This window comes from Mycolicibacterium diernhoferi, assembly GCF_019456655.1.
Taxonomy (GTDB): domain Bacteria; phylum Actinomycetota; class Actinomycetes; order Mycobacteriales; family Mycobacteriaceae; genus Mycobacterium; species Mycobacterium diernhoferi.
Genome location: NZ_CP080332.1, coordinates 2,102,359 through 2,127,893 on the forward strand (window position 1 = coordinate 2,102,359; position 25,535 = coordinate 2,127,893).

At 68.0% G+C, this 25,535-nt stretch carries 23 protein-coding genes; 14 read left to right on the forward strand and 9 right to left on the reverse strand.

Translation table 11 applies throughout. From position 1 onward, the window contains the following. The first annotated feature begins 121 nt into the window (after positions 1 to 121). Entirely contained in the window at positions 122 to 1,657 is a 1,536-nt protein-coding gene (locus tag K0O62_RS09855) for an aldehyde dehydrogenase family protein (protein WP_073856174.1), read from the forward strand. Here the strand turns inward: K0O62_RS09855 and K0O62_RS09860 are convergent. After that, complete coding sequence (locus K0O62_RS09860; RefSeq protein WP_073855835.1) at positions 1,648 to 2,340, reverse strand: TetR/AcrR family transcriptional regulator; 693 nt, start codon at positions 2,338 to 2,340, stop codon at positions 1,648 to 1,650. The genes K0O62_RS09855 and K0O62_RS09860 overlap by 10 nt on opposite strands. Positions 2,341 to 2,353: 13 nt before the next feature. After that, on the reverse strand, positions 2,354 to 3,544 hold the full coding sequence (locus tag K0O62_RS09865; protein WP_205870794.1) for a cytochrome P450: 1,191 nt from the start codon (positions 3,542 to 3,544) through the stop codon (positions 2,354 to 2,356). A 192-nt stretch (positions 3,545 to 3,736) separates the two neighbouring features. Between K0O62_RS09865 and K0O62_RS09870 the strand changes: the two genes are divergently transcribed. Next, complete coding sequence (locus K0O62_RS09870) at positions 3,737 to 5,206, forward strand: coniferyl aldehyde dehydrogenase (protein WP_234800042.1); 1,470 nt, start codon at positions 3,737 to 3,739, stop codon at positions 5,204 to 5,206. Position 5,207: 1 nt separating this feature from the next. Here K0O62_RS09870 and K0O62_RS09875 read toward each other — a convergent pair whose 3' ends face one another. The 3 genes from K0O62_RS09875 to K0O62_RS09885 are packed head-to-tail and all read right to left on the reverse strand — an operon-like array spanning position 5,208 to position 8,480. After that, positions 5,208 to 6,890, reverse strand: a complete 1,683-nt coding sequence (locus tag K0O62_RS09875) for a medium-chain acyl-CoA ligase Mig (RefSeq protein ID WP_073855837.1) — start codon at positions 6,888 to 6,890, stop codon at positions 5,208 to 5,210. Next, positions 6,883 to 7,521, reverse strand: coding sequence for a cysteine hydrolase family protein (locus K0O62_RS09880; RefSeq protein WP_073855838.1), 639 nt, complete (start codon positions 7,519 to 7,521; stop codon positions 6,883 to 6,885). Before K0O62_RS09880 ends, K0O62_RS09875 begins: the two co-directional genes overlap by 8 nt. After that, positions 7,470 to 8,480, reverse strand: a complete 1,011-nt coding sequence (locus tag K0O62_RS09885; protein ID WP_073855839.1) for a Rieske 2Fe-2S domain-containing protein — start codon at positions 8,478 to 8,480, stop codon at positions 7,470 to 7,472. The genes K0O62_RS09880 and K0O62_RS09885 overlap by 52 nt, the downstream gene beginning before the upstream one ends. An 82-nt stretch (positions 8,481 to 8,562) precedes the next feature. Here K0O62_RS09885 and K0O62_RS09890 point away from each other — a divergent pair, with 82 nt between their 5' ends. From K0O62_RS09890 to K0O62_RS09925, 8 genes are read left to right on the forward strand one after another with little or no spacing between them, the layout of a single operon-like run. Continuing rightward, on the forward strand, positions 8,563 to 9,384 hold the full coding sequence (locus K0O62_RS09890) for a mycofactocin-coupled SDR family oxidoreductase (protein ID WP_073855840.1): 822 nt from the start codon (positions 8,563 to 8,565) through the stop codon (positions 9,382 to 9,384). Further along, the gene (locus K0O62_RS09895; RefSeq protein ID WP_073855841.1) at positions 9,384 to 9,827 is read left to right on the forward strand and encodes a nuclear transport factor 2 family protein; all 444 of its coding nucleotides are present in this window, start codon (positions 9,384 to 9,386) and stop codon (positions 9,825 to 9,827) included. The genes K0O62_RS09890 and K0O62_RS09895 overlap by 1 nt, the downstream gene beginning before the upstream one ends. A 7-nt stretch (positions 9,828 to 9,834) precedes the next feature. Beyond that, positions 9,835 to 10,845: an NAD-dependent epimerase/dehydratase family protein gene (locus tag K0O62_RS09900; RefSeq protein ID WP_073855842.1), complete on the forward strand. Its 1,011-nt coding sequence runs from the start codon at positions 9,835 to 9,837 to the stop codon at positions 10,843 to 10,845. Then, positions 10,842 to 12,449, forward strand: coding sequence for a flavin-containing monooxygenase (locus K0O62_RS09905; RefSeq protein ID WP_073855843.1), 1,608 nt, complete (start codon positions 10,842 to 10,844; stop codon positions 12,447 to 12,449). Before K0O62_RS09900 ends, K0O62_RS09905 begins: the two co-directional genes overlap by 4 nt. A gap of 10 nt (positions 12,450 to 12,459) precedes the next feature. Further along, the gene (locus tag K0O62_RS09910) at positions 12,460 to 13,527 is read left to right on the forward strand and encodes an alpha/beta fold hydrolase (protein ID WP_073855844.1); all 1,068 of its coding nucleotides are present in this window, start codon (positions 12,460 to 12,462) and stop codon (positions 13,525 to 13,527) included. After that, positions 13,524 to 14,585, forward strand: coding sequence for a phosphotransferase (locus K0O62_RS09915; protein WP_073855845.1), 1,062 nt, complete (start codon positions 13,524 to 13,526; stop codon positions 14,583 to 14,585). The genes K0O62_RS09910 and K0O62_RS09915 overlap by 4 nt, the downstream gene beginning before the upstream one ends. Next, positions 14,582 to 14,950 (forward strand): nuclear transport factor 2 family protein, encoded by a 369-nt coding sequence (locus K0O62_RS09920; RefSeq protein ID WP_073855846.1) that lies wholly within the window; start codon positions 14,582 to 14,584, stop codon positions 14,948 to 14,950. The genes K0O62_RS09915 and K0O62_RS09920 overlap by 4 nt, the downstream gene beginning before the upstream one ends. 24 nt (positions 14,951 to 14,974) lie before the next feature. Then, the gene (locus K0O62_RS09925) at positions 14,975 to 16,024 is read left to right on the forward strand and encodes a TIGR03857 family LLM class F420-dependent oxidoreductase (protein WP_073855847.1); all 1,050 of its coding nucleotides are present in this window, start codon (positions 14,975 to 14,977) and stop codon (positions 16,022 to 16,024) included. Here K0O62_RS09925 and K0O62_RS09930 read toward each other — a convergent pair. Continuing rightward, on the reverse strand, positions 16,021 to 17,517 hold the full coding sequence (locus tag K0O62_RS09930) for an acyl-CoA carboxylase subunit beta (RefSeq protein WP_073855848.1): 1,497 nt from the start codon (positions 17,515 to 17,517) through the stop codon (positions 16,021 to 16,023). The genes K0O62_RS09925 and K0O62_RS09930 overlap by 4 nt on opposite strands. Positions 17,518 to 17,590: 73 nt before the next feature. Between K0O62_RS09930 and K0O62_RS09935 the strand changes: the two genes are divergently transcribed. The 3 genes from K0O62_RS09935 to K0O62_RS09945 are packed head-to-tail and all read left to right on the forward strand — an operon-like array spanning position 17,591 to position 20,745. Continuing rightward, entirely contained in the window at positions 17,591 to 18,643 is a 1,053-nt protein-coding gene (locus K0O62_RS09935) for an LLM class F420-dependent oxidoreductase (protein ID WP_073855849.1), read from the forward strand. After that, positions 18,636 to 19,499 carry an SDR family oxidoreductase gene (locus K0O62_RS09940; RefSeq protein WP_073856176.1) on the forward strand — a complete coding sequence of 288 codons (864 nt, stop codon included), beginning with the start codon at positions 18,636 to 18,638 and terminating at the stop codon, positions 19,497 to 19,499. The genes K0O62_RS09935 and K0O62_RS09940 overlap by 8 nt, the downstream gene beginning before the upstream one ends. 10 nt (positions 19,500 to 19,509) lie before the next feature. Then, on the forward strand, positions 19,510 to 20,745 hold the full coding sequence (locus K0O62_RS09945) for a cytochrome P450 (RefSeq protein ID WP_073855850.1): 1,236 nt from the start codon (positions 19,510 to 19,512) through the stop codon (positions 20,743 to 20,745). A 3-nt stretch (positions 20,746 to 20,748) separates the two neighbouring features. Here K0O62_RS09945 and K0O62_RS09950 read toward each other — a convergent pair whose 3' ends face one another. Genes K0O62_RS09950 through K0O62_RS09960 form a run of 3 tightly spaced genes read right to left on the reverse strand, consistent with a single transcriptional unit; the run spans position 20,749 to position 24,746 of the window. Further along, positions 20,749 to 20,940: a YbdD/YjiX family protein gene (locus K0O62_RS09950; protein ID WP_073855851.1), complete on the reverse strand. Its 192-nt coding sequence runs from the start codon at positions 20,938 to 20,940 to the stop codon at positions 20,749 to 20,751. After that, entirely contained in the window at positions 20,886 to 23,171 is a 2,286-nt protein-coding gene (locus tag K0O62_RS09955) for a carbon starvation CstA family protein (RefSeq protein WP_073856177.1), read from the reverse strand. The genes K0O62_RS09950 and K0O62_RS09955 overlap by 55 nt, the downstream gene beginning before the upstream one ends. A 45-nt stretch (positions 23,172 to 23,216) precedes the next feature. After that, the gene (locus K0O62_RS09960) at positions 23,217 to 24,746 is read right to left on the reverse strand and encodes an ATP-dependent DNA ligase (protein WP_073855852.1); all 1,530 of its coding nucleotides are present in this window, start codon (positions 24,744 to 24,746) and stop codon (positions 23,217 to 23,219) included. Positions 24,747 to 24,867: 121 nt separating this feature from the next. Between K0O62_RS09960 and narJ the strand changes: the two genes are divergently transcribed. Next, on the forward strand, positions 24,868 to 25,509 hold the full coding sequence (gene narJ, locus K0O62_RS09965; protein ID WP_073855853.1) for a nitrate reductase molybdenum cofactor assembly chaperone: 642 nt from the start codon (positions 24,868 to 24,870) through the stop codon (positions 25,507 to 25,509). Positions 25,510 to 25,535: the final 26 nt, after the last annotated feature.

The window sequence follows — 25,535 nt, forward strand, 5'->3', positions numbered from 1 at the left end:
TTTGACGGGCGTGAAGGCGAAGGTGACGAGTTCGCACATCTCCTCGTGGCCACCATCCGCAGATGCCAACTGTAATTCTTACAGTATCGTAACTTGGTATCGCCTGGAACTGGAGGTTGTGGTGAGCGAAACCGTGGCGGATGCGCCCAGCGTGGAGATCGGCCGCCGCGCGGCCGGCCGCGCCGAGACCCGAATGCTCATCGACGGTGAGCTGGTCTCGGCCGCGTCCGGCGAACAGTTCGACAATCTCAGTCCGGCAACGGGTTCGGTGCTCGGTGTCACCTCGGATGCCGGCGCCGAGGACATGGACCGCGCCATCGGTGCGGCCCGGCGAGCCTTCGACGACTCCGACTGGTCGACCAACCGCGGGCTGCGGCAGCGGACGCTGCTGCAGTTACAGGAGGCGATCGAAGCCGAATCCGAGGATCTGCGTGAGGAATTGATCGCCGAGGTGGGTTGCCCGGCGATGACGACGCAGAATGCGCAGCTGGACTGGCCGCTGGCGGACGCGCTGCGCTATCCGGCACGGTTGATCGACGAGTTCGAATGGGAGCGGCGCCTCGACGGCGGCGGGCTGTTCGGGGACCGCAACGCGCGCACCGTGGTCAAGGAGGCCGTCGGCGTCGTCGCCGCCATCACCCCGAGCAACTTCCCGATCGAGGTCATCCTCAACAAGCTCGGCCCCGCGCTGGCGGCCGGCAACACGGTGGTGCTCAAGCCGGACCCGAACACCCCGTGGAACGCCACCCGGCTGGGCCGGCTCATCGCCGAACGCACCGACATCCCGGCCGGCGTCGTGAACGTGGTTCCCACCGCGTCGAACGAGGTGGCCGGGCTGCTGGGCGCCGACCCCCGGGTGGACATGGTGTCCTTCACCGGTTCCACCGCGGTGGGCCGGCACCTGATGCGCGTCGGCGCGGACACCATGAAGCGCACCTTCCTCGAACTCGGCGGCAAGTCGGCGATGATCGTGCTCGACGACGCGAACCCGGGACACGTCATTCCCGGTGCCATCGGCGCCTGCGTGCACGCGGGCCAGGCGTGTGCGGCCAACACCCGGATGTTGGTGCACCGCAGCCTGTTCGACGAGGCGGTGGCCAATGTCACGATGGCGTTCGCGGGTGTGCCGGTGGGGGATCCGGCCTTGCCGAGCACGCTGGTGGGCCCGCTGATCAGTGCGGCGCAGAAGCAACGGGTGCTCGATGCCATCGATGGGGCACGGCGCGACGGCGCCGAGATCGTGGTCGGCGGCGGCGTGCCGGACGGCCTGGCCGATCACCTGCGCGGCGGGCATTTCGTGGCCCCGACGGTGATCGTCGGCGCCGACCCGAAGTCGTCCATCGCCCAGGACGAGGTGTTCGGGCCGGTGCTGGTGCTCATCCCGTTCGACGATGACGGCGAGGCGGTGCGGATCGCCAACGACAGTGCCTTCGGTCTGGCCGGGGCGGTGGTGTCGAAGTCCGCGGACAGAGCCATGGCTGTGGCGCGGCGGATCCGTACCGGCGCGATCGGCGTCAACGGCGGCATGTACTACGGCGCCGACGCACCGTTCGGCGGCTTCAAGAACAGCGGCGTCGGGCGGCAGTGCGGCATCGAGGGTTTCGCGCAGTACACCGAGACCAAGACCATCGGGTGGCGGCTGCCGCGTCAGGGCTGACGGGCCAGGCCTTCGGCACGGTCGAGAATGCAGGTGAGCACGTACTCGAAGTTGATGTCGTCGGCGACACCCATCCGGTGACCGCGACCGGTCGCCTCGGCGATGTGCGGGGTGGCGGTGGCGTCGATGAGGTTGCGCTCCCCATCCCGGCGTGGGGCGATGCCGGGCATCTTGTCCTGCAGGCGTTCCATGATCACGGTGCCGCGGACATGGGTGGCGATGGCCGAGTAGGTGTCGAACGCGTCCTCGGCGGACAGTCCCGCGCGGACCAGTGCCGCCACCGGTGGCTCCAGCTTCTGGATCGCGCCCTGTACCGCCGCCCGCCCGTAGGATCCTCGGATCAGGATGAGATCGCACAGGATCGGGTTGGCGCGAAAGGTCTTTCGCATGATCCGGGCGTGGTGGGCCAGTGACTCGCGCCAGTTGCCGGCGTCGATGCTGGGGGCGGTGAAGTCGTAGTCGTCCAGCGCCCGGTCCGTCATCGCGTCGAGCAGGTCGTCCTTGCGGCGGAAGTACCAGTAGATGCTGGTGACGCCGACGTCGAGGTGCTTGGCCAGTTGCGGCATGCTCAGGTTGTCGATGGATACCTGGGCGGCCACCTCGAAGGCGCCGGTCAGGATCTCCTCGACGCTGATCGACCCGCGTTCACGACGCCGGCGTTTGGCGGCGGGTCTGGCGGCCATCGACACTCTCGGCTCAGGAGATCGGATCGAAGGTGACCGGAACCGCGGTGGGGGACCGGAACGGCTGACCGAAGATGTGCGGATCGCCCGAGGTGTCGAGTTCGATGTTGGTCACCCGGTTGAGCAGGCATTCGACCGCGACACGGGTCTCCATCCGGGCCAGGTGCAGGCCGAGACAGGTGTGCTCGCCGGCGGCGAAGGTGATGTGCGGCACCCGTTTCCGGAAGATGTCGAACTCCGCGGCCCGTTCCCAGCGATTCTCGTCGCGGTTGGCCGACCCGATGCAGACGTCGATGACCGCCCCTGCGGGCAGCTGCACACCGTCGAGTTCGGTGTCGACGCTGGCCGAGCGCTGCACGGTGGTCAGCGGCGTCTCATAGCGCAGACCCTCCTCGATCGCCTGCCCGATCAGCTCGTGATCGGCCTGTACGGCGGCGAACTGGTCGGGGTGGGTGAGCAGCAGATACAGCAGGTTTCCCGAGGAGCGGAAGGTGGTCTCCAGTCCGGCGGGCAGCAGCAGGCGCAGGAACGAGTAGATGGCCTCGTCGGTGAGCTTCTCGCCGTCGACCTCGGCGGTCACCAGATCGCCGATGATGTCCTCGGTCGGTGTGGAGCGCCGCAACTCGATCTGGTTGAGGAAGTACTCCTTCAGTGCCGCCGAGGCCTCGAAGGCGCGCTTGTACTTGACGTGGTAGCTGATCAGCTCGACGGCGCGCTGCCGGAACCAGGCGAGGTCCTCCTCGGGCAGGCCCAGCAGCTTGGAGATCACCCGGGTGGGGAACTCGAAGGTGAAGTCCCGGACCAGATCCGCGCGCCCGGTCTCGATGAACTCGTCGATCAGTTGCTCACAGATGGGCCGGACGATCTCGGGTTCCCAGCGCACCAGCGACTTGGACTTGAACGCGGTGGTGACGAGATTGCGGTGAGCGCGGTGCAGATGGCCTTCCATGGCCAGGATCGACGGGCCGATGAACAGCCCGATGGTGTCGTCATAGATCTTGGAATTGAACGACTTCCCGTCCCGGAACACGGTGTTCACCGCGTCATAGGAGACCGCCGCGTACTGGTGCTTCGGCCGGAACTCGTCGGGGGTCTTGGACCAGTCCATGACACTGCCCTCGAAGACCCCGTGCCGGGTTCGGTGCGCATCGAAGTACGGGTACGGGTCGCGAAGCAGGTTGAAGGAGTCGCCCAGTTCCGCCATGAGGTCGGTCTCGTCCCGCGTCTGGCTGTTCACCCGTCGCCCCTGCCTTCGTCACGCCGACCGAATAAATACTGTAACGCTTACCGTAACACATCCCGTCAGGGCGAAACATGTCCTTTCCTGTGGCGATGCGGTGCTGTTTGATGGGGGTGCGGCGGCTGGGAGTCGGCATTACCGGAGGGAGTACGGGAGATGAGCGCAACCGACGAGCGGGTCGAACCCCGGGTGAGCGCGAGCACCCTGCTGGAACGCCAGCGCCGGGCGTTCATCGCGGCCGGGCCGCCGAGCGTGGCACTGCGGCGCAACCGCATCGACCGGCTGATGGCACTGGTACTCGACAACACCGACGCCTTCGTCGACGCGATGGCCACCGACTTCGGCACCCGGTCGCGGGCGGCCTCGCTGTTCACCGAGGTGGTCGGCATCATCCCGGTGATCGAGCACACCAGATCACATGTGCCGCAGTGGATGAAGTCCACCAAGCTGATGCGGGCGGCGCGCGCGGCCGGGTTTCGGGCCGAGGTCGAACCCGCGCCACTGGGCGTGGTCGGCATCATCGGGCCGTGGAACTTCCCGTTGAACCTCGTGGTGCTGCCCGCCTCGGCCGCGTTCGCCGCCGGCAACCGGGTGATGATCAAGATGTCCGAAGTCACCTCGCACACAGCCGAGTTGATGGCCGAGTTGGCCCCGCAGTACTTCGAGCCGACCGAACTCACCGTAGTCACCGGCGGGCCCGAGGTGGCCGCCGAGTTCTCCCGGCTGCCGTTCGACCACCTGTTCTTCACCGGGTCGCCGTCGGTGGGCTCGCTGGTGCAGCGGGCCGCGGCGGAGAACCTGGTGCCGGTCACGCTGGAACTGGGCGGAAAGAACCCCGTCGTGGTGGCCCCCGATGCGGACATCCGGCGTTCGGCCACGCGAATCGCGCAGGCCCGTATGGTCAATGGGGGACAGGTCTGCGTGTGCCCCGACTACGTGTTCGTGCCCGACCGCGACGTCGCACAGTTCGTCGACACCGTGCGGCAGACATGGCAGGGCATGTTCGGATCCATCATCGGCAACGACGACTACTGCTCCAGCGTCAACGAAGCCAACTTCGACCGGGTGATCGGGCTGATCGAGGACGCCCGCGCCCTCGGGGCGACGGTGCACACGGTGGCGCCGCCCGGGGAGGCACTGCCCGACCGCGCCAGCCGCAAAATCGCACCGACCATCGTCAGCGCCATCGACGACCGGATGGCGATCGCGTCGGAGGAGATCTTCGGTCCGGTGCTATCGGTGCTCGGTTACTCGGCGCTGCCCGAGGTCATCGACTACATCAACGCGCGCCCGGCGCCGCTGGTCGCCTACTGGTTCGGGCCCGACGGCGACAGGTTCCGGACCTTCGTACGCAACACCCGCAGCGGTGGGGTAGCCCGCAATGACTTTGCCGCGCAGATGATCCCGTCCGCCGCGCCGTTCGGTGGGGTGGGCCGCAGCGGGATGGGCGCCTATCACGGCAAGGCCGGGTTCGACGCGTTCAGTCACCAGCGCACCGTGGTCGGCACCGACCTGCCGTTCAGCATGACCGGCTCGGCGGCCCCGCCGTTCGGGCGCGCGATGTTGATGTACGCCGACGTGACCCTCGCGATGGCCCGGCGGCGCACCCGACGCCGCCTCAGCTGATCTATTCCCCGTCGCTGCGCTCGCCCGCGGTAACGGCCTGTTCGCGGGCCCACCGGTAGTCGGCCTTGCCGGCCGGGCTGCGTTCGATGACCGGGCGGAACACCACCGCCTTGGGCAGCTTGTACCGGGCGATCGACTGCTCTGCGTGGGCGATGAGCTCCTCGGCGTCGGCGTGGGCGCCCTCGGACAACGCCACGACCGCCACCACTTCGCTGCCCCAGCGCTCGCTGGGCCGGCCGGCCACCACCACGTCGGCCACCGCGGGATGCGAGGCGATGGCGGATTCGACCTCCTCGGCGAAGATCTTCTCCCCGCCGGAATTGATGGTGACCGAATCCCGGCCGAGCAACTCGATGGCGCCGGTGTCGAGGTGGCGGGCCCGATCCCCGGGGATGGCGTAGCGGACCCCGTCGATGGTCACGAAGGTCGCCGCGGTCTTGGCGGCGTCGTTCTTGTAGCCCAGCGGGACGTAGCCGCGTTGGGCCAGCCAGCCCAGATCGTCATGCCCGGGTGCCAGCACAGCGCTGAAATCCTCTGCCACCACGCAGGTGTCGGGGCCGGCATTGAAGGTGCCGGTGGACACCGCGCCGCCGGCGGACATGTGGTTGAGCTGGGCGCCGGTCTCCGAGGAGCCGACCCCGTCGATCACGATCAGTCCCGGTTTGGCGTCGATCAGCTGCTGCTTCACATACGGGGTGAGCTGCGCGCCACCGTTGGCCACCACCGCCAGCGAGGACACGTCCGCCGACCCGGCCTTGATCGCGGCCAGCAGCGGGCGGGCCATCGCATCACCGACCACCGTCGCGACCATGACCTGCTCGCGCTCGATGGTGCGCACCACATCGTCGGCGTCGAACCGGTCGACGGTGCTGGGGAACACCAGCGTCTGCCCGGTGCTCAGCGCCGTCATGGCCGCCCACTGCGCGGCCCCGTGGATCAACGGCGGCAGGATCAGCAGTTTGGTGCCCGGATTCTCGGCGACGCGGGTCGCGACCTCCTGCACCGAACCGACCAGATCGCCGGTCATCATGTTGCGGCCGCCGAACGAGGTCATGAAGATGTCGTGCTGGCGCCACAGCACGCCCTTGGGCATGCCGGTGGTGCCGCCGGTGTAGAGCACGTAGAGGTCGTCGGGCGAGTGCGCCACGGCCGGGGCCGGAGCGGGGGCATCGACGATCGAGTCGTAGTCGACCGCACCGTCGAGCAGCTCGTTGCCGGACCCGTCGGCGATCTGGATGAGGACCTTCAGGTTCGGCAGCTCGCCGCGGATCTCGGCGACCCGGGGCGCGAAGGTCGCGTGGTAGAGCAGCGCAGAGGCCGCGGAATCGGCCAGCAGATACTGTAGTTCGTTCTTGACGTAGCGGTAGTTGACGTTGAACGGCGCGACCCGGGCGGCGAACGATCCCAGCAGTCCCTCGACGAACTCCGGCCCGTTGTAGGCGTAGATGCCGAGCAGGTCCTGGCCGGCCTCGTGACCGGCCAGCGCGCTGCGTTCGGTGTGACAGCCCAGGCCGCGGGAATTCAGGAAGGCGGCCAACCGGTTGGAGCGGTCCACCACCTCGCGGTAGCTGTACCGGCGGTCGCCCTGGATGATCAGCGGGCGGTCCGGGACGGCCGCGGCGACGGCGTCGGCGACGGCCGGGACGGTGAACTGCGGGGATGTCTGCGGGGATGTCTCAGCCATGGCGGCTCCATTGTTCGATGAGGTCGTCGGTCGTGGTCACGGTGGCCAGCAGGGCGAGACTGTTGTCGATGACCGCCTGGCCGTAGTCGGCGGGGACCCCCGCAACGGCGTCGCGGGGGAGGACCACACGGTAACCGGCATTGACGGCGTCCATGACCAGATTGGGGATCGCGATGTTCAGTGAGACCCCGACCGCGACGATGGTGGTGACGCCGAGATTGCGCAGCACCGCGTCCAGCTCGGTGCCGCCCATCGGGCCGACTCCGTGCCACCGGTACAGCATCAGATCGGTTGGCTCCGGGCCGAATTCGGGGAGCAGAGTAGCGCCCTCGCTACCGGGGGTGATGTCGACGGAGCGTTTGCCGGCCGCGAACAGTCGGGCGTTGTGATTGGAACCGAGCCCGTCGGGCCGGCGCTGCACCAGGCAGTGCACGACGTGATGACCGGCCGTGCGGGCCGCCGGGAGCAGTCGCGCGATGTTGGGCAGCGCGGCCCGGCGCGCCTCGGCGGCCAGGATCGCCAGCCCGGCGTTCGGCCCGACCACCGCACCCTGGAGTTCCTGGGTGACGATCGCAAGGGTCACGCGTTGATCTTCTCGACCGGGGGCACCTCGTAGAACTGCTGCGCCCATTTCCGCATGGCCATATAGGGTTTCGCGTCGATCTTGGACAGCGTCGGCCGCTCCACATACTTCTGGTATCGCCAGATGTCCAGGTCGTCCCACACGGTCACCATGTACTGCTTCTCGACGCGCTTGCGCACCGCTTCCGGCGGGATGTCGCCGGTGTCCCCGGGTTCCTTGGGCCACCAGACCGAATAGAACATGTTCGAGTTGTGGTCGTCGACCGGGGTGCAGGCGAAGATCAGCCGGTGGTTGGCGGCGCCCTCGAAGGCGCTGATGGCGAAGCCCAGCCCGGAGAAGTGACTGTGGATGTAGAGCGACATCTTGTCGGGATCGTCGCTGCCGGCATCGGGCCAGCCGGTGAGGAACCGCCACTCGTTGTCCACGACCTTCCAGTCCAGGCAGACCGGGGTGACGGTGGCGCGGTGCACATAGCGGAAATGTGCACTGTCGGGGCCGTTTTCGGCGACGATCTGGGGATGCACCGGTTCGTTCTCGGCGAATCGGGAGAATTCCGGATAGGGCCGGTAGTAGGCGTTCGGATCGGTCTCGAACTGCGGGTGCTTCTCGAAGATGTCGGGCAGTTCCCATTTCGGCGGCTCACCGTGCGGCTGGTACCACATGAACACCACGCCGTGCTGCTCGACGACCGGGTACACCCGCAGCCGGACGCCCCGATTCGGTTTGTCGGGCTGATACGGGATGTAGCGGTTGGTGCCGTCGGCGCCCCAGCGCCAGCCGTGGAACGGGCATTCGACGCAGTCGCCGACGATCCTGCCGCCATGGCCGAGGTGCGCGCCGAGGTGCTTGCAGTGCGCCTCCATCAGGTGCAGCGTGCCGTCCTCGTCACGCCAGGCCACCAGATCCTCGCCGAAGTACTTCAGTGCTCTGGTCTCACCGGCGGCGAATTCGGCCGACCAGCCGATCACGAACCAGCCGGTGACTTTCCAGGTGAACGGAACTTCCACGGGATACCCTCCAGGGACCGAACGAGATACTGAACAGCTTACAGTAGTATCGTCCGGAGGGATTCGAATGCAAAGGAGCACGATGGCAGGGCTGCTGACCGACAAGGTCGCCTTCATCACCGGAGCCGCACGTGGGCAGGGTCGTGCGCACGCGGTCCGGATGGCCAACGAAGGTGCCGACATCATCGCCGTCGACATCGCGGGCCCGCTGCCGCCGAAGGTGCCCTATGACTCGGCCACCCCCGACGAGTTCGCCGAGACGGTGGATCTGGTCAAGGCCACCGGCCGGCGCATCTTCCATCGCGTCGTCGACGTGCGGGATTACGAGGGCCTGCAATCCGCGGTCACCGACGGGGTCGCGGAGCTCGGCCGACTTGATGTGATCGTGGCCAACGCGGGCATCACCATCGCAGAGGCCTGGCACGACATCACTCCCGAGTCGTTCCGCGATGTCATGGACATCAACGTCACCGGCACCTGGAACACCGTGATGGCCGGTGCCCAGCACATCATCGACGGCGGCCGCGGCGGCTCGGTGATTCTGGTGAGTTCCCTTGCCGGGGTGAAGATGCAGGCGTTCATGGTGCACTACACCGCCAGTAAGCACGCCGTCACCGGGATGGCGCGGGCGTTCGCTGCCGAACTGGGCCGCCACCACATCCGGGTGAACAGCATCCACCCCGGGCCGGTGATCACGTCGATGGGCACCGGCGACATGGTGGTCGCGCTGAACAAGGCCTTCGAGACCAATCCGACGCTGGTCCAGATGGGCACCCCGTTCACCCCGAACTGGATCGTCGAACCCGAGGACGTCGCCGCCTCCGCGGTCTGGCTGGCCTCCGACGAGGCCCGGCACATCACCGCCGTCGCGTTGTCCATCGACAACGGCATGGCGCAGTTCTGATGAGCGCCGAGGAAACCCGCGAGGAGATCCGTCAGCTCAAGGCCCGGTACTGCCGGCTGCTGGACACCAAGGACTACGAGGGCTGGAAGAAGGTGTTCGCCCCCGACGTCGTGGTCAAGCTGGACATGGCCACCTCCGTCGGCGGCGCCGACGGGCAGACCGCGCCCCCGCTCAACGGGCTGGAGGAGTTCCTTCCGGTGGTGCTCGGCGGCGTCGAGCACGCACAGACCAAACACCACGTGCACACCCCGGAGATCACGCTGACCTCGGACACCACCGCCTCGGCGATCTGGGCGATGGAGGACCTGCTGCTGTTTCCCGACGGCAGTGAGCTTTTCGGGGCCGGGCACTATCACGAGACCTACGAGAACCGCGACGGCGCCTGGATGATCACCAGCCTGCACCTGACCCGGACCATCATGCGATTCACCCAGGCGAAGTAGCCGGGCCATGGCGGACCGGCGGACGGTGCTGGTGATGGGCGCCAGCGGTTTCCTGGGCTCGCACGTCACCCGCCAACTCGTCGATCGTGGCGATCGGGTCCGGGTGCTGTTGCGCCGCAGCAGTTCGAGCAGGGGGATCGACGACCTCGACGTCGAACGCCACTACGGCGACATCTTCGACGAGGACGCGGTCCGCACCGCGATGGCGGGCTGTTCGGCGGTGTTCTACTGCGTGGTCGACACCCGGGCGTGGCTGCGCGATCCCGCCCCGCTGTTCCGCACCAACGTCGAGGGGTTGCGCGGTGTGCTCGATATCGCGGTCGAGGCCGGACTGCAGAGTTTCGTCTTCACCAGCACCATCGGCGCGGTCGCGGTCGGCAAGAACGGCCGGTCCGCCGCCGAGGACGACCCGTTCAATTGGCCGGGCAAGGGTGGCCCGTACATCGAATCACGGCGCCAGGCCGAGGACCTGGTGCTGCGGTATGCGCGTGAATGTGGACTGCCCGCGGTGGCCATGTGCGTGTCCAACACCTACGGACCGCTCGACTGGCAGCCCACCCCGCACGGAGCGATGATCGCCGCGGCGGCGCTGGGGCGGATACCGGTGTACTTCAACGGTGTGGGTTCGGAGGTGGTCGGTGTCGAGGACGCTGCGCAGGCATTGGTGCTGGCCGCCGAACACGGTACGGCCGGCGAGCGCTACATCGTCTCCGAGCGGTACATCACCCAGCGCGAACTATTCGGCACGGCAGCACAATCCGTCGGACGCGTCGCGCCACGCATCGGTCTCCCGATGGGGCTGCTCTACGCCGTCGGCGCGGTCGGCGGGCTGCTCGGCACACTGTTGCGCCGCGATACCCCGGTGAACCTGACCTCGGTACGCCTGCTCGACCTCACCTCGCCGCTGGATCATGCCAAAGCCACCCGGGAGCTGGGCTGGCAGCCGCGGCCCGCGACCGAGGCGATCGGCAGGGCCGCGGAGTTCTACGTGCAGCGCTATCGAAAGGCTTCGGCATGAGCGACTTCGATGTGATCGTCATCGGGGCCGGTTTCTCCGGTCTGTATGCGCTGCACAAGCTTCGCGACCAAGGCCTGCGGGTCCGCGCTCTGGAACGGGCCGACGCCGTCGGCGGCACCTGGCGGGAAAACCGCTACCCGGGGGCGCGCTGCGATATCGAGAGCATCGAATACTCCTACAGTTTCTCCGAGGAGATTCAGCAGGAGTGGGTGTGGACCGAGTCCATGCCGGCCCAGCCGGAGATCGAGGCCTATCTGAATTTCGTCGCCGACCGGCTCGATCTGCGCCGCGACATCGCCTTCGGCACCGAGGTGCTCGCCATGGCCTTCGACGAGACAGATGCGCTGTGGCGGTTGGAGACCTCGGGTGGTGCGTACGCGGCGCCGTTCGTGGTGGCGGCGTCGGGCATTCTCTCGGTCCCGCTGGAGCCCGACATTCCCGGGATGGCCTCCTTCGCCGGCGAGTCGCTGTTCACGAGTCGCTGGCCGGACACCGACGTGGACCTGGTCGGCAAGCGGGTCGGGGTGATCGGCACCGGATCGACCGGGGTGCAACTCATCCCGGTGGTCGCGCGGGAGGCCGGTCACCTGAGCGTGTTCCAGCGCTCGGCGGCCTTCACGCTGCCCTGGACGGTCCATGAGTTGGCCCCGGGCGAACTGGACGGTCTCAAGGCCGATTACGCCGATATCCGTGCCGCCCAGCGCGCACACCCGGTCGGCGCGGCCCGACTGTCCGCGTTCTCGGTGCTGCTCGACATGCTGGCCAGCCCGCCGATCAAGACGGCCACCCGCGAGGAACAACTGCGGGCCATCGACGAACGCGGGGTGATGGGCGCGCTCAACTGGGGTGACGTGTTCTTCGACATCGAGGCGAACCGGATGGCGACCGCGCTGTACGGGGAGGCCATCGCCCGCATCGTCGAGGACCCGGACACCGCCGCCGCGCTGGTGCCCACCCATCCGTTCGCCTGTAAGCGGCCGATCATCGATCAGGGTTATTACGAGACCTTCAATCGGGACAACGTGACGCTGATCGATCTGCGCAACGGGCCGATCGTGTCGGTGACGCCGCGCGGCATCAGCACCGCGCAGGGTGATGTCGATCTGGACGTGATCATCTACGCGACCGGGTTCGACGCCATGACCGGCGCACTGAGTCGGATGAAGGTGCGCGGCCTGCAGGGTGTACTGCTGGGCGACTATTGGGCCGAGGAGGGCCCGCTGTCCTACCTCGGGTTGGCCGTTGCCGGGTTCCCGAACCTGTTCACCGTGCAGGGCCCGGGCAGCCCTTCGGCGGCAACCAATTTCGTCGCGGCCATGGAGCAGCACATCGAATGGATCGCCGACTGTATCGGCTACCTGCGGGCACACGGGTACCGGACCATAGACGCGCAACCGGGCGCGCAGCGCGACTGGGTCGAGCACGCCACCTCGCTGGTGGCGCCGACGGTGCTCACCCACCCGTCCTGCAACTCCTGGTACAACGGGGCCAATGTGCCCGGTAAGAAACGCATGTACATGGGCTACACCGCCGGGATACCCGAGTACCGGCGTCGCTGCGACGAGATCGCCGCCAACGGGTATCAGGGATTCACCCTTGCGTAGGGCCGTCCAGATGGCCTGGGAGCTCGGTGGGGTGGTACCGCGTTCGGTGGGTGCGCTCAACGGATCCGGTGACTGGAACTGGTTGTCGAGAGCCGGGTTACGCCAGCTCGGTGAGGTCGCCCTCGACGAGCTGGTGGTCACCGGCATGACGTTGACCGGGCCACCGCCGCAGCTGCCTCGACCACTGGCGGCCTACGAGTATGCCGCGGAGGAACTCGGGGCACTGGGCATCGACCGGGCGCATCAGGATCCGGCCCCGCTGCGGGTCAACGACATTCGCCCACAGCGGTTCGGGGCACTGACTTTCGAGGAGCTCACCTTCGAGCACGAGCCGGCGCTGCCCACATCGCTGTTGGCCGACGGACACGGCGGCCCGGCAACGGCGCGGGTGCGGCTGTACCGGTCGGGGGAGGGTCGGCCCTGGGTGGTGTGGATCCACGGCGCCGGGCAGGGCGACCCGATGGACCTGCTGGTGGCGCGGGTGCGCCGGCTCAACGCCCTGGGATTCAATGTGGCGCTGCCGGTACAACCCGGGCACGGGGCACGGCGGCGAGAGTGGCCGGAGTACCCGGCACGGGATCCGCTGGCCAACGTCGCCGGCACCATCCGGGTGGTCTCCGAGGTGCGTGCCCTGCTGGGCTGGCTGGCGGCACAGACGGATTCGATCACCGTTGCGGGCCTGTCGCTGGGCAGCGCGGTCGCCGCGCTGGTGGCCCACCTGGACGCGCGTGCCACCGGGGTGGCGCTGTACACACCGATCCTCGGGCTCAACGCCATGATCGGCCTGCACCTGGGCCGCTGGGGTGCGCCCGGGCGGGACGCCGGTGAGTTGTTGCTGTCGGACACGGTGTCGGCGATGACCTCGGTGATCGACCCGCTGGCGACCGTGCCGGTGACGGCGCGGCGGCTGATCGTCGGCGCCTGGCATGACCAGATGGCGATGCGGAGTTCGGCGCTGGCCATGCACGACCGGTGGGGAGGTCAGTTGCACTGGCACGACGGCAGCCATGTCGGACACCTGTTCTCCGGCGGGGTGCAGCAGGTGACAGAACAGTTCCTCGTCGGAGGTCGAGAATGACATCAACCGCTGTACCGGCGCCGGTCCCGTCGAGCATCGAGGAGGTGACTGCGCGCTGGCTCACCGATGCATTGCCCCGGCAGTCGACGGTCACCGCGGTGCATGCCGAGCGGATCGCCGAGGACACCGGATTCTCGGCGCGGCTGTATCGACTGCAGCTGACAGGGCTGGATGTGCCGGCCTCGGTGATCGTGAAGCTGCCCGCAGAGTCGGCGGCACGCGGCGGGATGGAGTTACTCGGAGGGTATCGCCGGGAGTTGGCGTTCTACCGCCACATTGCGCCCGCGGCCCCGATCGCCACCGCCGACTGTCATGTCGCCCGCATCGAGGGTGACACCTTCGTGCTGGTGCTCGAGGATCTGCGGGACTGGGACAACGCCGATCATCTGGCCGGGCTGTCGATGGACCGCGCCCGGTCGTGCATCGGGGCGTTGGCCGATCTGCACGCCTGGTCGGTGCGCCGAGCCGACCCGGCTGCCTTGCAGGACTTCCCGGCGATCGACAATCACTTGACCCGGGATCTGCTCCTGCCGGCCTTCACCCCGGGATGGCAGATGTACCTGGACAAGACCGGCCGGTCGGTGCCGCCCGCGGTGGCGGACTTCGCCGATCGGTTCGCCGAGCTGGCCCCGCAGGCGCTGAGCGCGTTGTCGGCGCGACCGATGTTGCTGCACGGCGATATTCGTGCCGACAACATGTTCTTCCGAGGTGACGAGCTCAAGATCGTCGACTTCCAACTCGCGGTGCGCGGTGCGGGAGCCGCCGATATCGCCTACCTGGTCAGCCAGGGCCTGCCGACCGCCGCGCGCCGCGGCCACGACGAAACACTGGTGCGCGATTACATCGACGCCCTGCAGCAGCGTGGCGTGACCGATTACGGGTTCGACGAGGCGTGGCGGCATTACCGCTTCGGGGTCGCCCTGCTGCTGTACATGCCGGTGGTCGCACTGCTCACCTGGGATGTGGTGCCCGAACGGTCACGACGACTCTGTGTGGCGTTGATCGACCGCGCGGTGGCGGCCATCGAGGACATCGGGGCATTGGCGGAGTTCGCATGACCCGCACCGCCCGTGAGGTCGTCGAGCTGTACAACCTGGTGGTGTGGAACGAGCGGGATTTCGCGCTGGCCGACGAGCTGCTCGGGGAGACGGTGACCCGGCATGACGTCGGTGAGGTGAAGGTGCTCACCCATCGAGAGGCCGTCAACCGCGTCGTCGACCACTGTGCGATGTTCGAGAGCATCCGCTTCGACCTCAATCTGGTGATCGCCGACGACGAACACGTCGCGATCGTGTACCAGTCGCCGATGCGGACCACCGACGGCACCGAGATCACCATCAGCAGCATGGAGATCTTCCGTGTCGTCGACGGGCGGATCACCGAGGTCTGGAATTGTGGCTACAAACAAGGAGTGTGGGCGTGATGCGGTGGGCAGGAGCGAAGCGACATGGGTGATGACAAGGGCGTACTGAACGAACTGGGCTACTACCTGCTGGCCGGTGCCGGTGGTGAAGGCCCGGCCACCCTGATGGACGAGGCACGTCGCGGTGAGGAACTCGGGTTCGGCACCGGATTCATCTCCGAACGTTGGAATGTCAAGGAGGCGTCCTCACTGACCGGGGCCGCGCTGGCGGTCACCAGCAGAATGCAGATCGCCACCGGGGCCACCAACCACAACACCCGCCATCCGCTGATCACCGGATCCTGGGCCACCACCATGCACCGGCTCTCCGGCGGGCGGTTCACCCTGGGCCTGGGCAGGGGCATCGCCGCGATCTACGGCGCATTCGGGGTGCCCGCGGTGACGACGGCGCAGATGGAGGATTTCGCGCAGGTGATGCGCCGGCTCTGGCACGGGGAGCTGATCTTCAACCACGACGGGCCGATCGGTAAGTACCCGTTGCTGTTTCTGGATTCCGACTTCCGCGAGGACATCCGGCTGGCGATCGTGGCCTTCGGCCCGCAGACCCTGGCACTCGGCGGCCGGGAGTTCGACGATGTCATCCTGCACACCTACTTCACTCCGGAGACGTTGCAGCGCGCGGTCAAGACCGTGAAGGACGCGGCCGAACAGGCCGGACGCGACCCGGCGAGTGTGCGGGTCTGGTCATGCTTCGCCACCGTCGGCGACCACCTGCCCGAGGAGCTGCGGCTGAAGAAGACCGTGGCCCGGCTGGCCACCTACCTGCAGGGTTACGGCGACCTGCTGGTGAGCACGAATAACTGGGATCCCGCTGTGCTGGAACGCTTCCGGGCGGACTCGGTGGTGCAGTCCGTGGCGGGCGGGATCGACCACAAGGCCACCGCCGAGCAGATCGAGCACATCGCGACGCTGATCCCCGACGAGTGGCTGGAACCGTCGGCCACCGGTTCCGCGCAGCAGTGCGTGGACCGGATCCGGAAGGAATTCGACTACGGCGCGGACGCGGTCATCCTGCACGGCGCCACCCCCGACGAGTTGGAACCCATCGTCGCGGCCTACCGCGCAAGGGGCTAGGGGAGGATCACGGTGCGCTGCACCGGTTCTGCCGCGGCCTGCCGCGCCCGCAACCCGCGCTGCAGCGCGGCGAGCAACTGATCGCGGGTTGCGCGGGGGTCGATCAGCTCGTCGAAGCCGAGATGGTCCGCGGACCGGTAGGACGCCGACAGTTCGGCCTCACGCAGCTGCGCGGACAGATCCGCCTCGGCGTGCGACGCCTTGGACAGCGCGGCGGCGCTCATCGCGCCCATCGTCGCGCCCGGGAAGGCGAACGTCGCCTCCTGGCCGTCGAATCCCAACAGTGACATCACCATTGATCCGAACCCATAGGCCTTGCGCAACGTCACATGCAGCTTGAGCGTCGTGGCCGCGGTCTGCGCGGCGAACATCCGGGCCCCGGCACGCAGCACGCCGGTCTTCTCGGAGCGGCTGCCCGGCAGCATCCCCGGATTGTCGGCCAGGAACACGATCGGCAGGTGGAACGAGTCGGCCACCATGATGAAGTGCGCGGCCTTGTCCGCGGCGTCGGCGTCGATGGAACCGGCCAGCACGTTGGGCTGGTTGGCCACCACGGCGACGGGGTGGCCGCCGAGATGGGCCAGCGCACAGATGATCGCCTTGCCGAACCGTGGCTGGATCTCGAACCAATCGGTGTTGTCGAAGATGATGTCGAGCACCGACCGCATGTTGTACACCCGCCGGTTGTCGCGGGAGATGACCTCCAGCAGTTCCGGTGTCGGCCGCGGGCCGGCGTCCTCGCCGAACGGCAGCGGTTCGGGATAGGACCATGCGCTGGAGGGGAAGTAGGACAGATAGCGGCGGATGTCGTCGATGACGCCCTCGTCGGTATCCGCGTGGTTGTGGATGACGCCGCTGCGCAGGGCGACGTTCGGCCCGCCGAGGTCCTCCTTGGTGATCTCCTCGCCGGTGGACTCCCGCACCACCGGCGGGCCCGCGGTGAAGATGGCGCCCTGGCTGCTCATGATCCGGAAGTCGCTGACCGGTGCGACCAGCGCGCCGTGGCCGGCCGACGGGCCGAGCACGGCGGCGACGGTGGGGACCCGTCCCGAACACTGCGCCTGGGCGATCAGATCGGTGGGGGTGCGTCCGTAATGCGCACCGGTGGGCCGGAATCCGGCACCTTCCAACAACATGACCAACGGGATCTTGTCGCGCACCGCCAGTTCGGCCAGCCGGTAGCGTTTGGCGTTGCCGGTCGAGCCGATGCTGCCGGCCAGGGTGGTGAAGTCCTCGGCGCCCACCATCACCGGGGATCCGTTGATCAACCCGGAGCCGGTGACGATGCCGTCGGCGGCGATCTCGCCGCCGGCGAAGGTGCCGAACTCACGGAAGGTGCCGGGGTCGAGCAGGCGATCGATACGGGCACGGACGTCGAGCTTGCCCTTGGCGTGATGCTTGGCGACGCGATCCGGCCCGCCCATGGCCAGGGTGTGCTCGCGACGACGATCGAGATCGTCGAGCGTTTCCTGCCAGTCGGCGGCATTCGTCATGAGCGGGTCCTGTTCTGGGTAACCGGCATTGCAACGTTGACCATACTGAATTGCTTACTGTAGCGTCCCCGGCATGGGTAATGTCGCCCGGCTGAGCATCGATCGCGGTATCCCGAGCGACCTCAATGCCGTTCCGGCGCGGGCACGCGAGATCGAGCAGCAAGGGTATGACGGCTGCTGGACCGGCGAGATCGATCAGGACCCGTTCCTGCCGTTGCTGCTGGCCGCCGAACACACGTCCCGGCTGCAGCTGGGCACCAGCATCGCGGTGGCCTTCGCGCGCAACCCGATGCTCATCGCGCAACTGGGCTGGGACCTGAACAGCTACGCGCAGGGCCGGTTCATCCTCGGCCTGGGCACCCAGGTGCAGGCGCACATCGAGAAGCGCTTCTCCATGCCGTGGAGCCACCCGGCCCGGCGGATGCGCGAGTTCGTGGCCGCGGTGCACGCGATCTGGGACACCTGGCAGCACGGTTCGCGATTGGCGTTCGAGGGCGAGTTCTACAGCCACACGTTGATGACGCCGATGTTCACCCCGGAGCCGCAGCCCTACGGGGTGCCCAGGGTCTTCATCTCGGCCGTCGGTGACCTGATGACCCGGGTGGCGGGCGAGTCGGCCGACGGTCTGATCGCGCATGCCTTCACCACCCGCCGCTACCTGGACGAGGTGACGGCCCCGGCGCTGCAGGCAGGTCTGGAGGCCGCGGGCCGGTCCCGGGACGACTTCGAGTTGTCCTGCCCGGTGTTCGTGGTGACCGGGGAGACCGAGGAGCAGTTCGCGGCATCGGCGGCCGCACACCGGAAACAGCTGGCGTTCTACGGGTCCACACCCGCTTACCGCAGGGTGCTCGATCTGCACGGCTGGGGTGGTCTGCACGAGGAACTGCACCGGCTGTCCCGGCTGGGGGAGTGGGACACCATGGCCACCCTGCTCGACGACGAAGTGCTCGACACCTTCGCGGTGGTCGCCGAATTGCCCGATGTGGCAGAGGCTTTGGTGCAGCGCTGCGCAGGTGCCATCGACCGGGTGCTGCCCGGATTCCCGGCAGGCATGTCCGAGGAGGCCATCGCCTCGGTGTTGGACGAGGTCCGGTTGCGTCGAGATGCCGTCAATGCCGATGGGTGAGAAGAGGGACAGGATCAGCGGCAAGACGGTGGCGATCACCGGCGCCGCCCGGGGCATCGGGTACGCCACCGCCATGGCACTGCTCGACCGCGGGGCCCGGGTGGTCATCGGCGACCGCGACGTCGAGGCGCTCGACAATGCGATCACGACGCTCGGTCACGACCGGGTCAGCGGTCACCCGCTGGATGTCACCGACCGGGAGTCCTTCACAGGCTTCGTGAAGCGGGCCCGCGTCGACGGTGGCGGGCACATCGACGTGCTGATCAACAACGCCGGCGTGATGCCGATCGGCGGTTTCCTCGACCAGTCCGAACAGGCGCTGCGCTCGGCCATCGAGGTGAACTTCTACGGGGTGATCACCGGATGCCAGTTGGTGTTACCCGAGATGATCGACCGGGGCGCCGGGCACATCATCAACGTCGCCTCGCTGGCCGGGCTGATGCCGGTACCCGGCCAGACCGTCTACGCCGGAACGAAATCCGCGGTGATCAGCCTGTCCGGTGCGATGGCCGACGAGTTCGCCGGCCGCGGCATCCAGGTCAGCGTGGTGATGCCGCCGTTCACCCGCACCGAACTGATCTCCGGTACCGCGCAGACCCGGGCGAACCGGCCCGTCGAACCGCAGGCCATCGCCGCGGCGATCGTCCGGGCGCTCGACAAACCCAAGACGCACGTGTCCGTGCCGGGCGGAATCCGGTTCGTGCTGGGCCCGCTCGGTCTGCTGGGCCCGCGCGGACGGCGCTGGGTGAGTCGCCGGGTCGGCACCGACAAGGTCTTCCTGGAATTCGACACCGCCGCACGGCAGGGCTACGAGCAGCGTGCGCAGGCCGCGCTGGGTGTGGTCAACGAAAAATGAGGAGCCACCGATGAGCACACCGACGATGGACGACGCCGCAAAGGTATTGGCCGACCCGAAGGCCTACACCGACGAGGCCGGTCTGCACGCCGCGCTGACCCACCTGCGGGCCAACGCGCCGGTGTCCTGGGTGGAGGTCGAGGATTACGCCCCGTTCTGGGCCATCACCAAACACGCCGACATCATGGAGATCGAGCGGGCCAACGACATCTTCACCAACTCGCCGCGCCCGGTGTTGGTCACCAGGCAGGGCGATGAGCAGCAGGCCGCGGTCGGCATCAAGACGCTGATCCACATGGACGATCCCCAGCATCGGGACTTTCGGGCCATCGGGGCGAACTGGTTCCGGCCCAAGGCCATGCGTGCACTCAAGGACCGGGCCGACGAACTGGCGGTGCAGTTCATCGACAAGATGGCGGCCGAGGGTCCGGAGTGCGACTTCGTCCAACAGGTGGCGGTCAACTATCCGCTCTACATGATCATGACGCTGCTCGGGGTGCCGGAATCGGACTTCGCCTCGATGCTGCGCTGGACGCAGGAACTGTTCGGCAGCGACGACGAGGAACTACAGCGCGGCACCATGGAGGAGAGCATGGGTGCGCTGCTGGAGATGTTCCAGTACTTCACCGAGTTGACCGCGTCGCGGCGGGCCGAGCCGACCGACGATCTGGCCTCCACCATCGCCAATGCCACCATCGACGGCAAACCGCTCGACGATATCGAAACCGTCTCGTACTACGCGATTCTCGCCGCGGCCGGGCATGACACCTCGAGTGCGAGCATCTCCGGCGGGATGGCCGCACTGCTGCAGCACCCCGATCAGCTGGCGCGGTTGCGCAACGACATGAGCCTGATGCCGCTGGCGGTCGAGGAGATGATCCGCTGGACCACGCCGGTCAAGGAGTTCATGCGCACCGCGCAGCGCGACTACGACCTGCGCGGGACCCGGATCAAGGCGGGGGAGTCGGTGCTGCTGTCGTACGTGTCCGGCAACCGGGACGAGGACGTGTTCGTCGACCCGTTCAGCTTCGACGTCGGCCGGGATCCCAACAAGCACATCGCCTTCGGCTACGGGGTGCACTTCTGCCTGGGCGCGGCGCTGGCCCGACTGGAGATCAACAGTTTCTTCTCCGCGTTGCTGCCGCGCCTGGAGTGGGCCGAACTGGCCGGCGAACCGGCGCACATGGCGACGACGTTCGTCGGTGGGCTCAAGCACCTCCCGATCCGGTACCGGCTGCGGGCCTGAACCTCAGCAGCAGCGGGCACCCGGGTTCGCGTCGGCGGCCGCGTGCCGCATCCGCCAGTACTCGCGCTCACTGGGCACCGGCGCACCGGGGTGCGCGCGGCCCAGGTGTTCGACGTAGCGGCGGTAGTGGTTATCGCCCATCAATGATGCCCAGTACCAACCGATCTTGCCGATGACGGCGGCAGCTCGTCCCATTGTTTCTGCACCTCCTTCTCGGTGGCGGTGGCCCGCAGACCGGAGGGGGCGAAGATCCGCGAGGGCACCGGTTCGTCATCGGTGAGCGGCCGGCCGACGCCTCGGATCACCCTGATCGCCACCACCACCCCGGCGCTGAACACGATGAGCACCAGCACCGCGAACACGATCGACAATGTGCCCTGGATGAACGTATTGCGGATCACCGCGTCGATCTGCTCGGGTGTCTTGGCGGCACCGAACGACGACTCACCGGCCTCCTTGGCCGCGACGTACTGGGAATGCTGCTTCCAGTAGCCGACTTTCGGGTCCGCGGAGAAGATCTTCTGCCAGGACGCGGTCATCGTCACCACCAGATCCCAGGCCAGCGGCAAGCCGGATATCCAGGCCCACTTCAGATAGCCCTTCTTGATGATCACCACCGTGACCACCGTCAGTGCTATGGCGGCCAGCAGCTGGTTGGCGATGCCGAACAGCGGGAACAGCGTGTTGATACCGCCGAGGGGGTCGGTGACGCCCATCAGCAGGATGGAACCCCAGGCGGCGACCACGACGACGCTGCAGGCCCAGGCGCCCACCCGCCAGCTCGGGTCGCGCAGCTTCTTCATCGGCCCGCCGATGTTGGCCAGACCGTCGGACAACATGAACCGCGCCACCCGGGTGCCCGCGTCGACCGTGGTGAGGATGAACAAGGCCTCGAACATGATCGCGAAGTGATACCAGAACGCCTTGAGGTTCGGCCCGCCGAACACCTGCAGCACCTCGGACATGCCGAACGCCAGGGTGGGTGCGCCGCCGGTGCGCGAGACGATCGAGGCCTCACCGACCCCCTCGGCGGCCGCGTCGATCTCGGCGGCCGTGATCGGCGCCCCGGACAGTCCGAGACCATTGACGTAGTCCGCCGCCGACTCCGCCGCACCGCCGGTGGCCGCTGCCGGCGCGTTCATCACGAAGTACAGGTGCTGATTGAGGATGCACGCGGTGATCAGCGCCATGATCGCCACGAACGACTCGGTCAGCATGCCGCCGTAGCCGATCAGCCGCATCTGGCTTTCCTTCTCCAGCAGCTTCGGGGTGGTGCCCGAGGAGATCAGCGAGTGGAACCCGGACAGCGCGCCGCAGGCGATGGTGATGAACAGGAACGGGAACAGTGCGCCGGCGAAGACCGGTCCGTCACCGCGGGTGGCGAACTGCGAGATCGCCGGGGCCTCCATCAACGGCCGGGCCAGCAGGATGCCGATGGCCAGCAGGCCGATGGTGCCGACCTTCATGAACGTGGACAGGTAGTCCCGCGGCGCCAGCAGCAGCCACACCGGCAGCACCGAGGCGGCCAGCCCGTAGATGATGATGCACCAGGACAGCGTCACCTTCGACAGCGTGAACCAGTCTGCACCCCAGGCGGTTTCGGCGACCCAGCCGCCGGACACCACGGCCAGCAGCAGCAGGGCCACCCCGATCAGCGACACCTCCGACACCCGCCCGGGACGCAGGAACCGCAGGTACAGGCCCATGAAGAGAGCGATCGGGATGGTCATGGCGATGGAGAAGACGCCCCACGGGCTCTCTGCCAGGGCGTTGACCACCACCAACGCGAGCACCGCCAGCAGGATCACCATGATGACGAGCACGCCGACGATCGCCGCGACACCACCGACGGGGCCGAGTTCGTCGCGGGCCATCTGGCCCAGCGAACGGCCACGTCGCCGCGTCGAGATGACCAGCACCAGGTAGTCCTGCACACACCCGGCCACCAGCGCGCCGATGATGATCCAGATGGTGCCGGGCAGGAAGCCCATCTGGGTGGCCAGCACCGGGCCGACCAGCGGACCGGCGCCGGCGATGGCGGCGAAGTGATGCCCGAACAGCACCCGCCGGTCGGTCGGCATGTAGTCGGTGCCGTTCTCGAAGATCTCCGCCGGCGTCGCGTTGTCGTCGCGGGGTTTGACGATCTTCATCTCGATCAGTCGGGCATAGAACCGGAAACCGATGACGTAGGTGCAGATCGCGGCGATGACGAACCACACTGCGTTGACCGTCTCGCCGCGGAAGAACGCGATGATCGCCCACGCGATGGCGCCCACGACGGCGATCACCCCGAAGATGATGCGGTGCCGCACGGTGATCGGGGACCGGTCGATGATCGCCACCGGGGGCAGATCCGGATCGGTACGTACGAAGGTGATATCGCCGCGGTGTTCCTCAGTTCGTTCCGGGGCGCTTGGAGATGCCATGCTGAGATCCTTGCACCGAGCCTGCATGACATGGGGACTTTGCGGTCATCCGTTGCGTTCGTAGTGTTCACGGACGGTGTCGACCGTGTCGGCTTCCGCGGCGGTCTTGTCGTCGCGGTAGCGCAGCACCCGGGCGAAGCGCAGCGCCATGCCGGCCGGGTACCGGGTGGAGCCCTGCACGCCGTCGAACGCGATCTCCACCACCTGCTCGGGACGCACCCGCACGACGTAACCGTCGGTCGGGCCGTCGGCCAGCTCGGTGAAACGCCGGGTCTGCCAGTCCAGCATCGCGTCGGTCATCCCCTTGAACGTCTTGCCGAGCATGACGTAGCCGCCGGTCTCCGGGTCGCGCGCGCCGAGGTGGATGTTGGACAACTTCCCGGTGCGCCGCCCGGAGCCCCACTCCACGGCCAGCACCACCAGGTCCAGGGTGTGCACCGGCTTGACCTTCAGCCAGGCCGCACCGCGCCGGCCCGCCGCATAGCCGGCGCCCGGGTGCTTGGCCATCACACCCTCATGCCCGGCGGCCAGTGTCTGTTCCAGGAACTTCTGTGCGGCAACGGGTTCTGACGTCGCCAGCCGTCGCATGCGTTGCGACTCGGGGACCACCTCGTCGAGTGCGGCGAGCCGCTCGGTCATCGGTGCGTCCAACAGATCGACGCCGTCGCGGTGCAGCAGATCGAAGAAGAACACCGACAGCGACTCGCGGCTCACCTCACCGGACCGGGTGCCGAACCGGGATGCGGTCACCTGGAAACGGTGCGGCCGGCCGTCCGGGCGCAGCGCGATGGCCTCGGCGTCGGCGATCAGCTCGGTCACCGGTAGCGCGAGCGTCGCCGCGACGACCTCGGGCAGCCGCGCGGTGACGTCGTCGAGGCTGCGGGTGTAGACCGAGACGGTGTCCCCGGCGCGATGCACCTGCACCCGGGCCCCGTCCAGTTTGGATTCGAACAACGCTGTGCCGCCGAGCTTGTCGAGCGCGTCCTGCACCGAAGTCGCGGTCTGGGCCAACATCGGCCCGACCGGACGGCCCACCTGCAGGGTGAATCGATCGAGGGCGGGTGCACCGCCGGTGAGCGCGGCGGCCGCGACCACCGGCAGATCCCCGGCCAGCATGGCCGCCCGCCGTACCGCGGTCACCGGGACCGTGGCGGCCTCGGCCACGGCGTCGACCATCACCCCGGCCAGCGCGCCCTGGCGGAGCTCACCGCCGAGGAGGCGCCGCAGGAACTGTTGTTCATCGGCGGTGGCGGCACCGAACAACGCGCGCAACCGATCGGCCCGCTGGGCCTGCGACCCGCGCCCGGCGAGTCCCTTGATCGCCGAGAACGCGGCGTCCACGGCCCGCACCGTGAGCGAGGCGGAGGCGGCCGGGGCGGGCAGGGTACGCAGCGCGGCCCAACCGACCCCGATCTGACGCTGTGGAAGCTCCCCGGACAGCCACGCCACCACCACCGCGATATCGGCCGGCGAGTCGAGCGCGGACAACGTCGCGGCCACCCGCGTCACCTTGGCCCGGCGTGCGGACAGGGCGCCCACCTCGATCGAGGTGGCCGCGATCTCGGCGAGTAGCATTCGTCCAGCCTGCCACCGGGGACTGACAGAACTTGGGGGAAAGCGTGCTCAGCAGCCGACTCAGTGGTTCCCTTGATGGTGTGACCGTGTCGAAGCACCCCAGCACCCGGGAGCGCCGTTCATGAAACGGGGCCGTGGGCGCGGTCGGCCCTCCGCCCGGCTGCAGCACCGGACGGTGTGGCAGGGCGCGGCGATGCTGTTGGTCCGGCCCGATGACCTATATCTGTCCCGGCTGAAGGCCGTCGAGGAGCTGCTCGGGCATCTCGACGGCGGGTACGCCCTGGCCCTGGGCCGGGCCGGCGCCGGGCTGCGCAGCCTCGACCTCAAGACCGCGATCCTGACGTACGCGCTGACCTTCGAAGCCGGGGGCCGGCGCGGGCTGCTGCTGACCAACTGGATGGCCGAGGACAACCGTGACCGCGTGGTGCACCGGCAGGCGTTCGTGGATGCCTACCGGGCGGCCGGCGTGCCCATGCCCAGCGGGGCGATGCCCGATCATCTGGCCGTGGTGCTGGAGTTCGCCGCGCACGCCGACCCCGAGGCCGGTCGGCGGCTGCTGGTCGAGCATCGGGTGCCGATCGCGGCACTGCGCCGGGTGCTCGACGAAGTGCGATCGCCGTACGCCCACGCCGTCGCGGCCGTGTGCGCCACGCTTCCGGAGGTGACCGCGGAGGAACTGCAGAGTCTGCCGATCAGTGGCCCGACCACCGACACCGTCGATCAGCGCCATGTCCACCTGGACACCCCGCCGAACGGACGGTGAACCGGCCCGCGGGAGAGTAACCGATC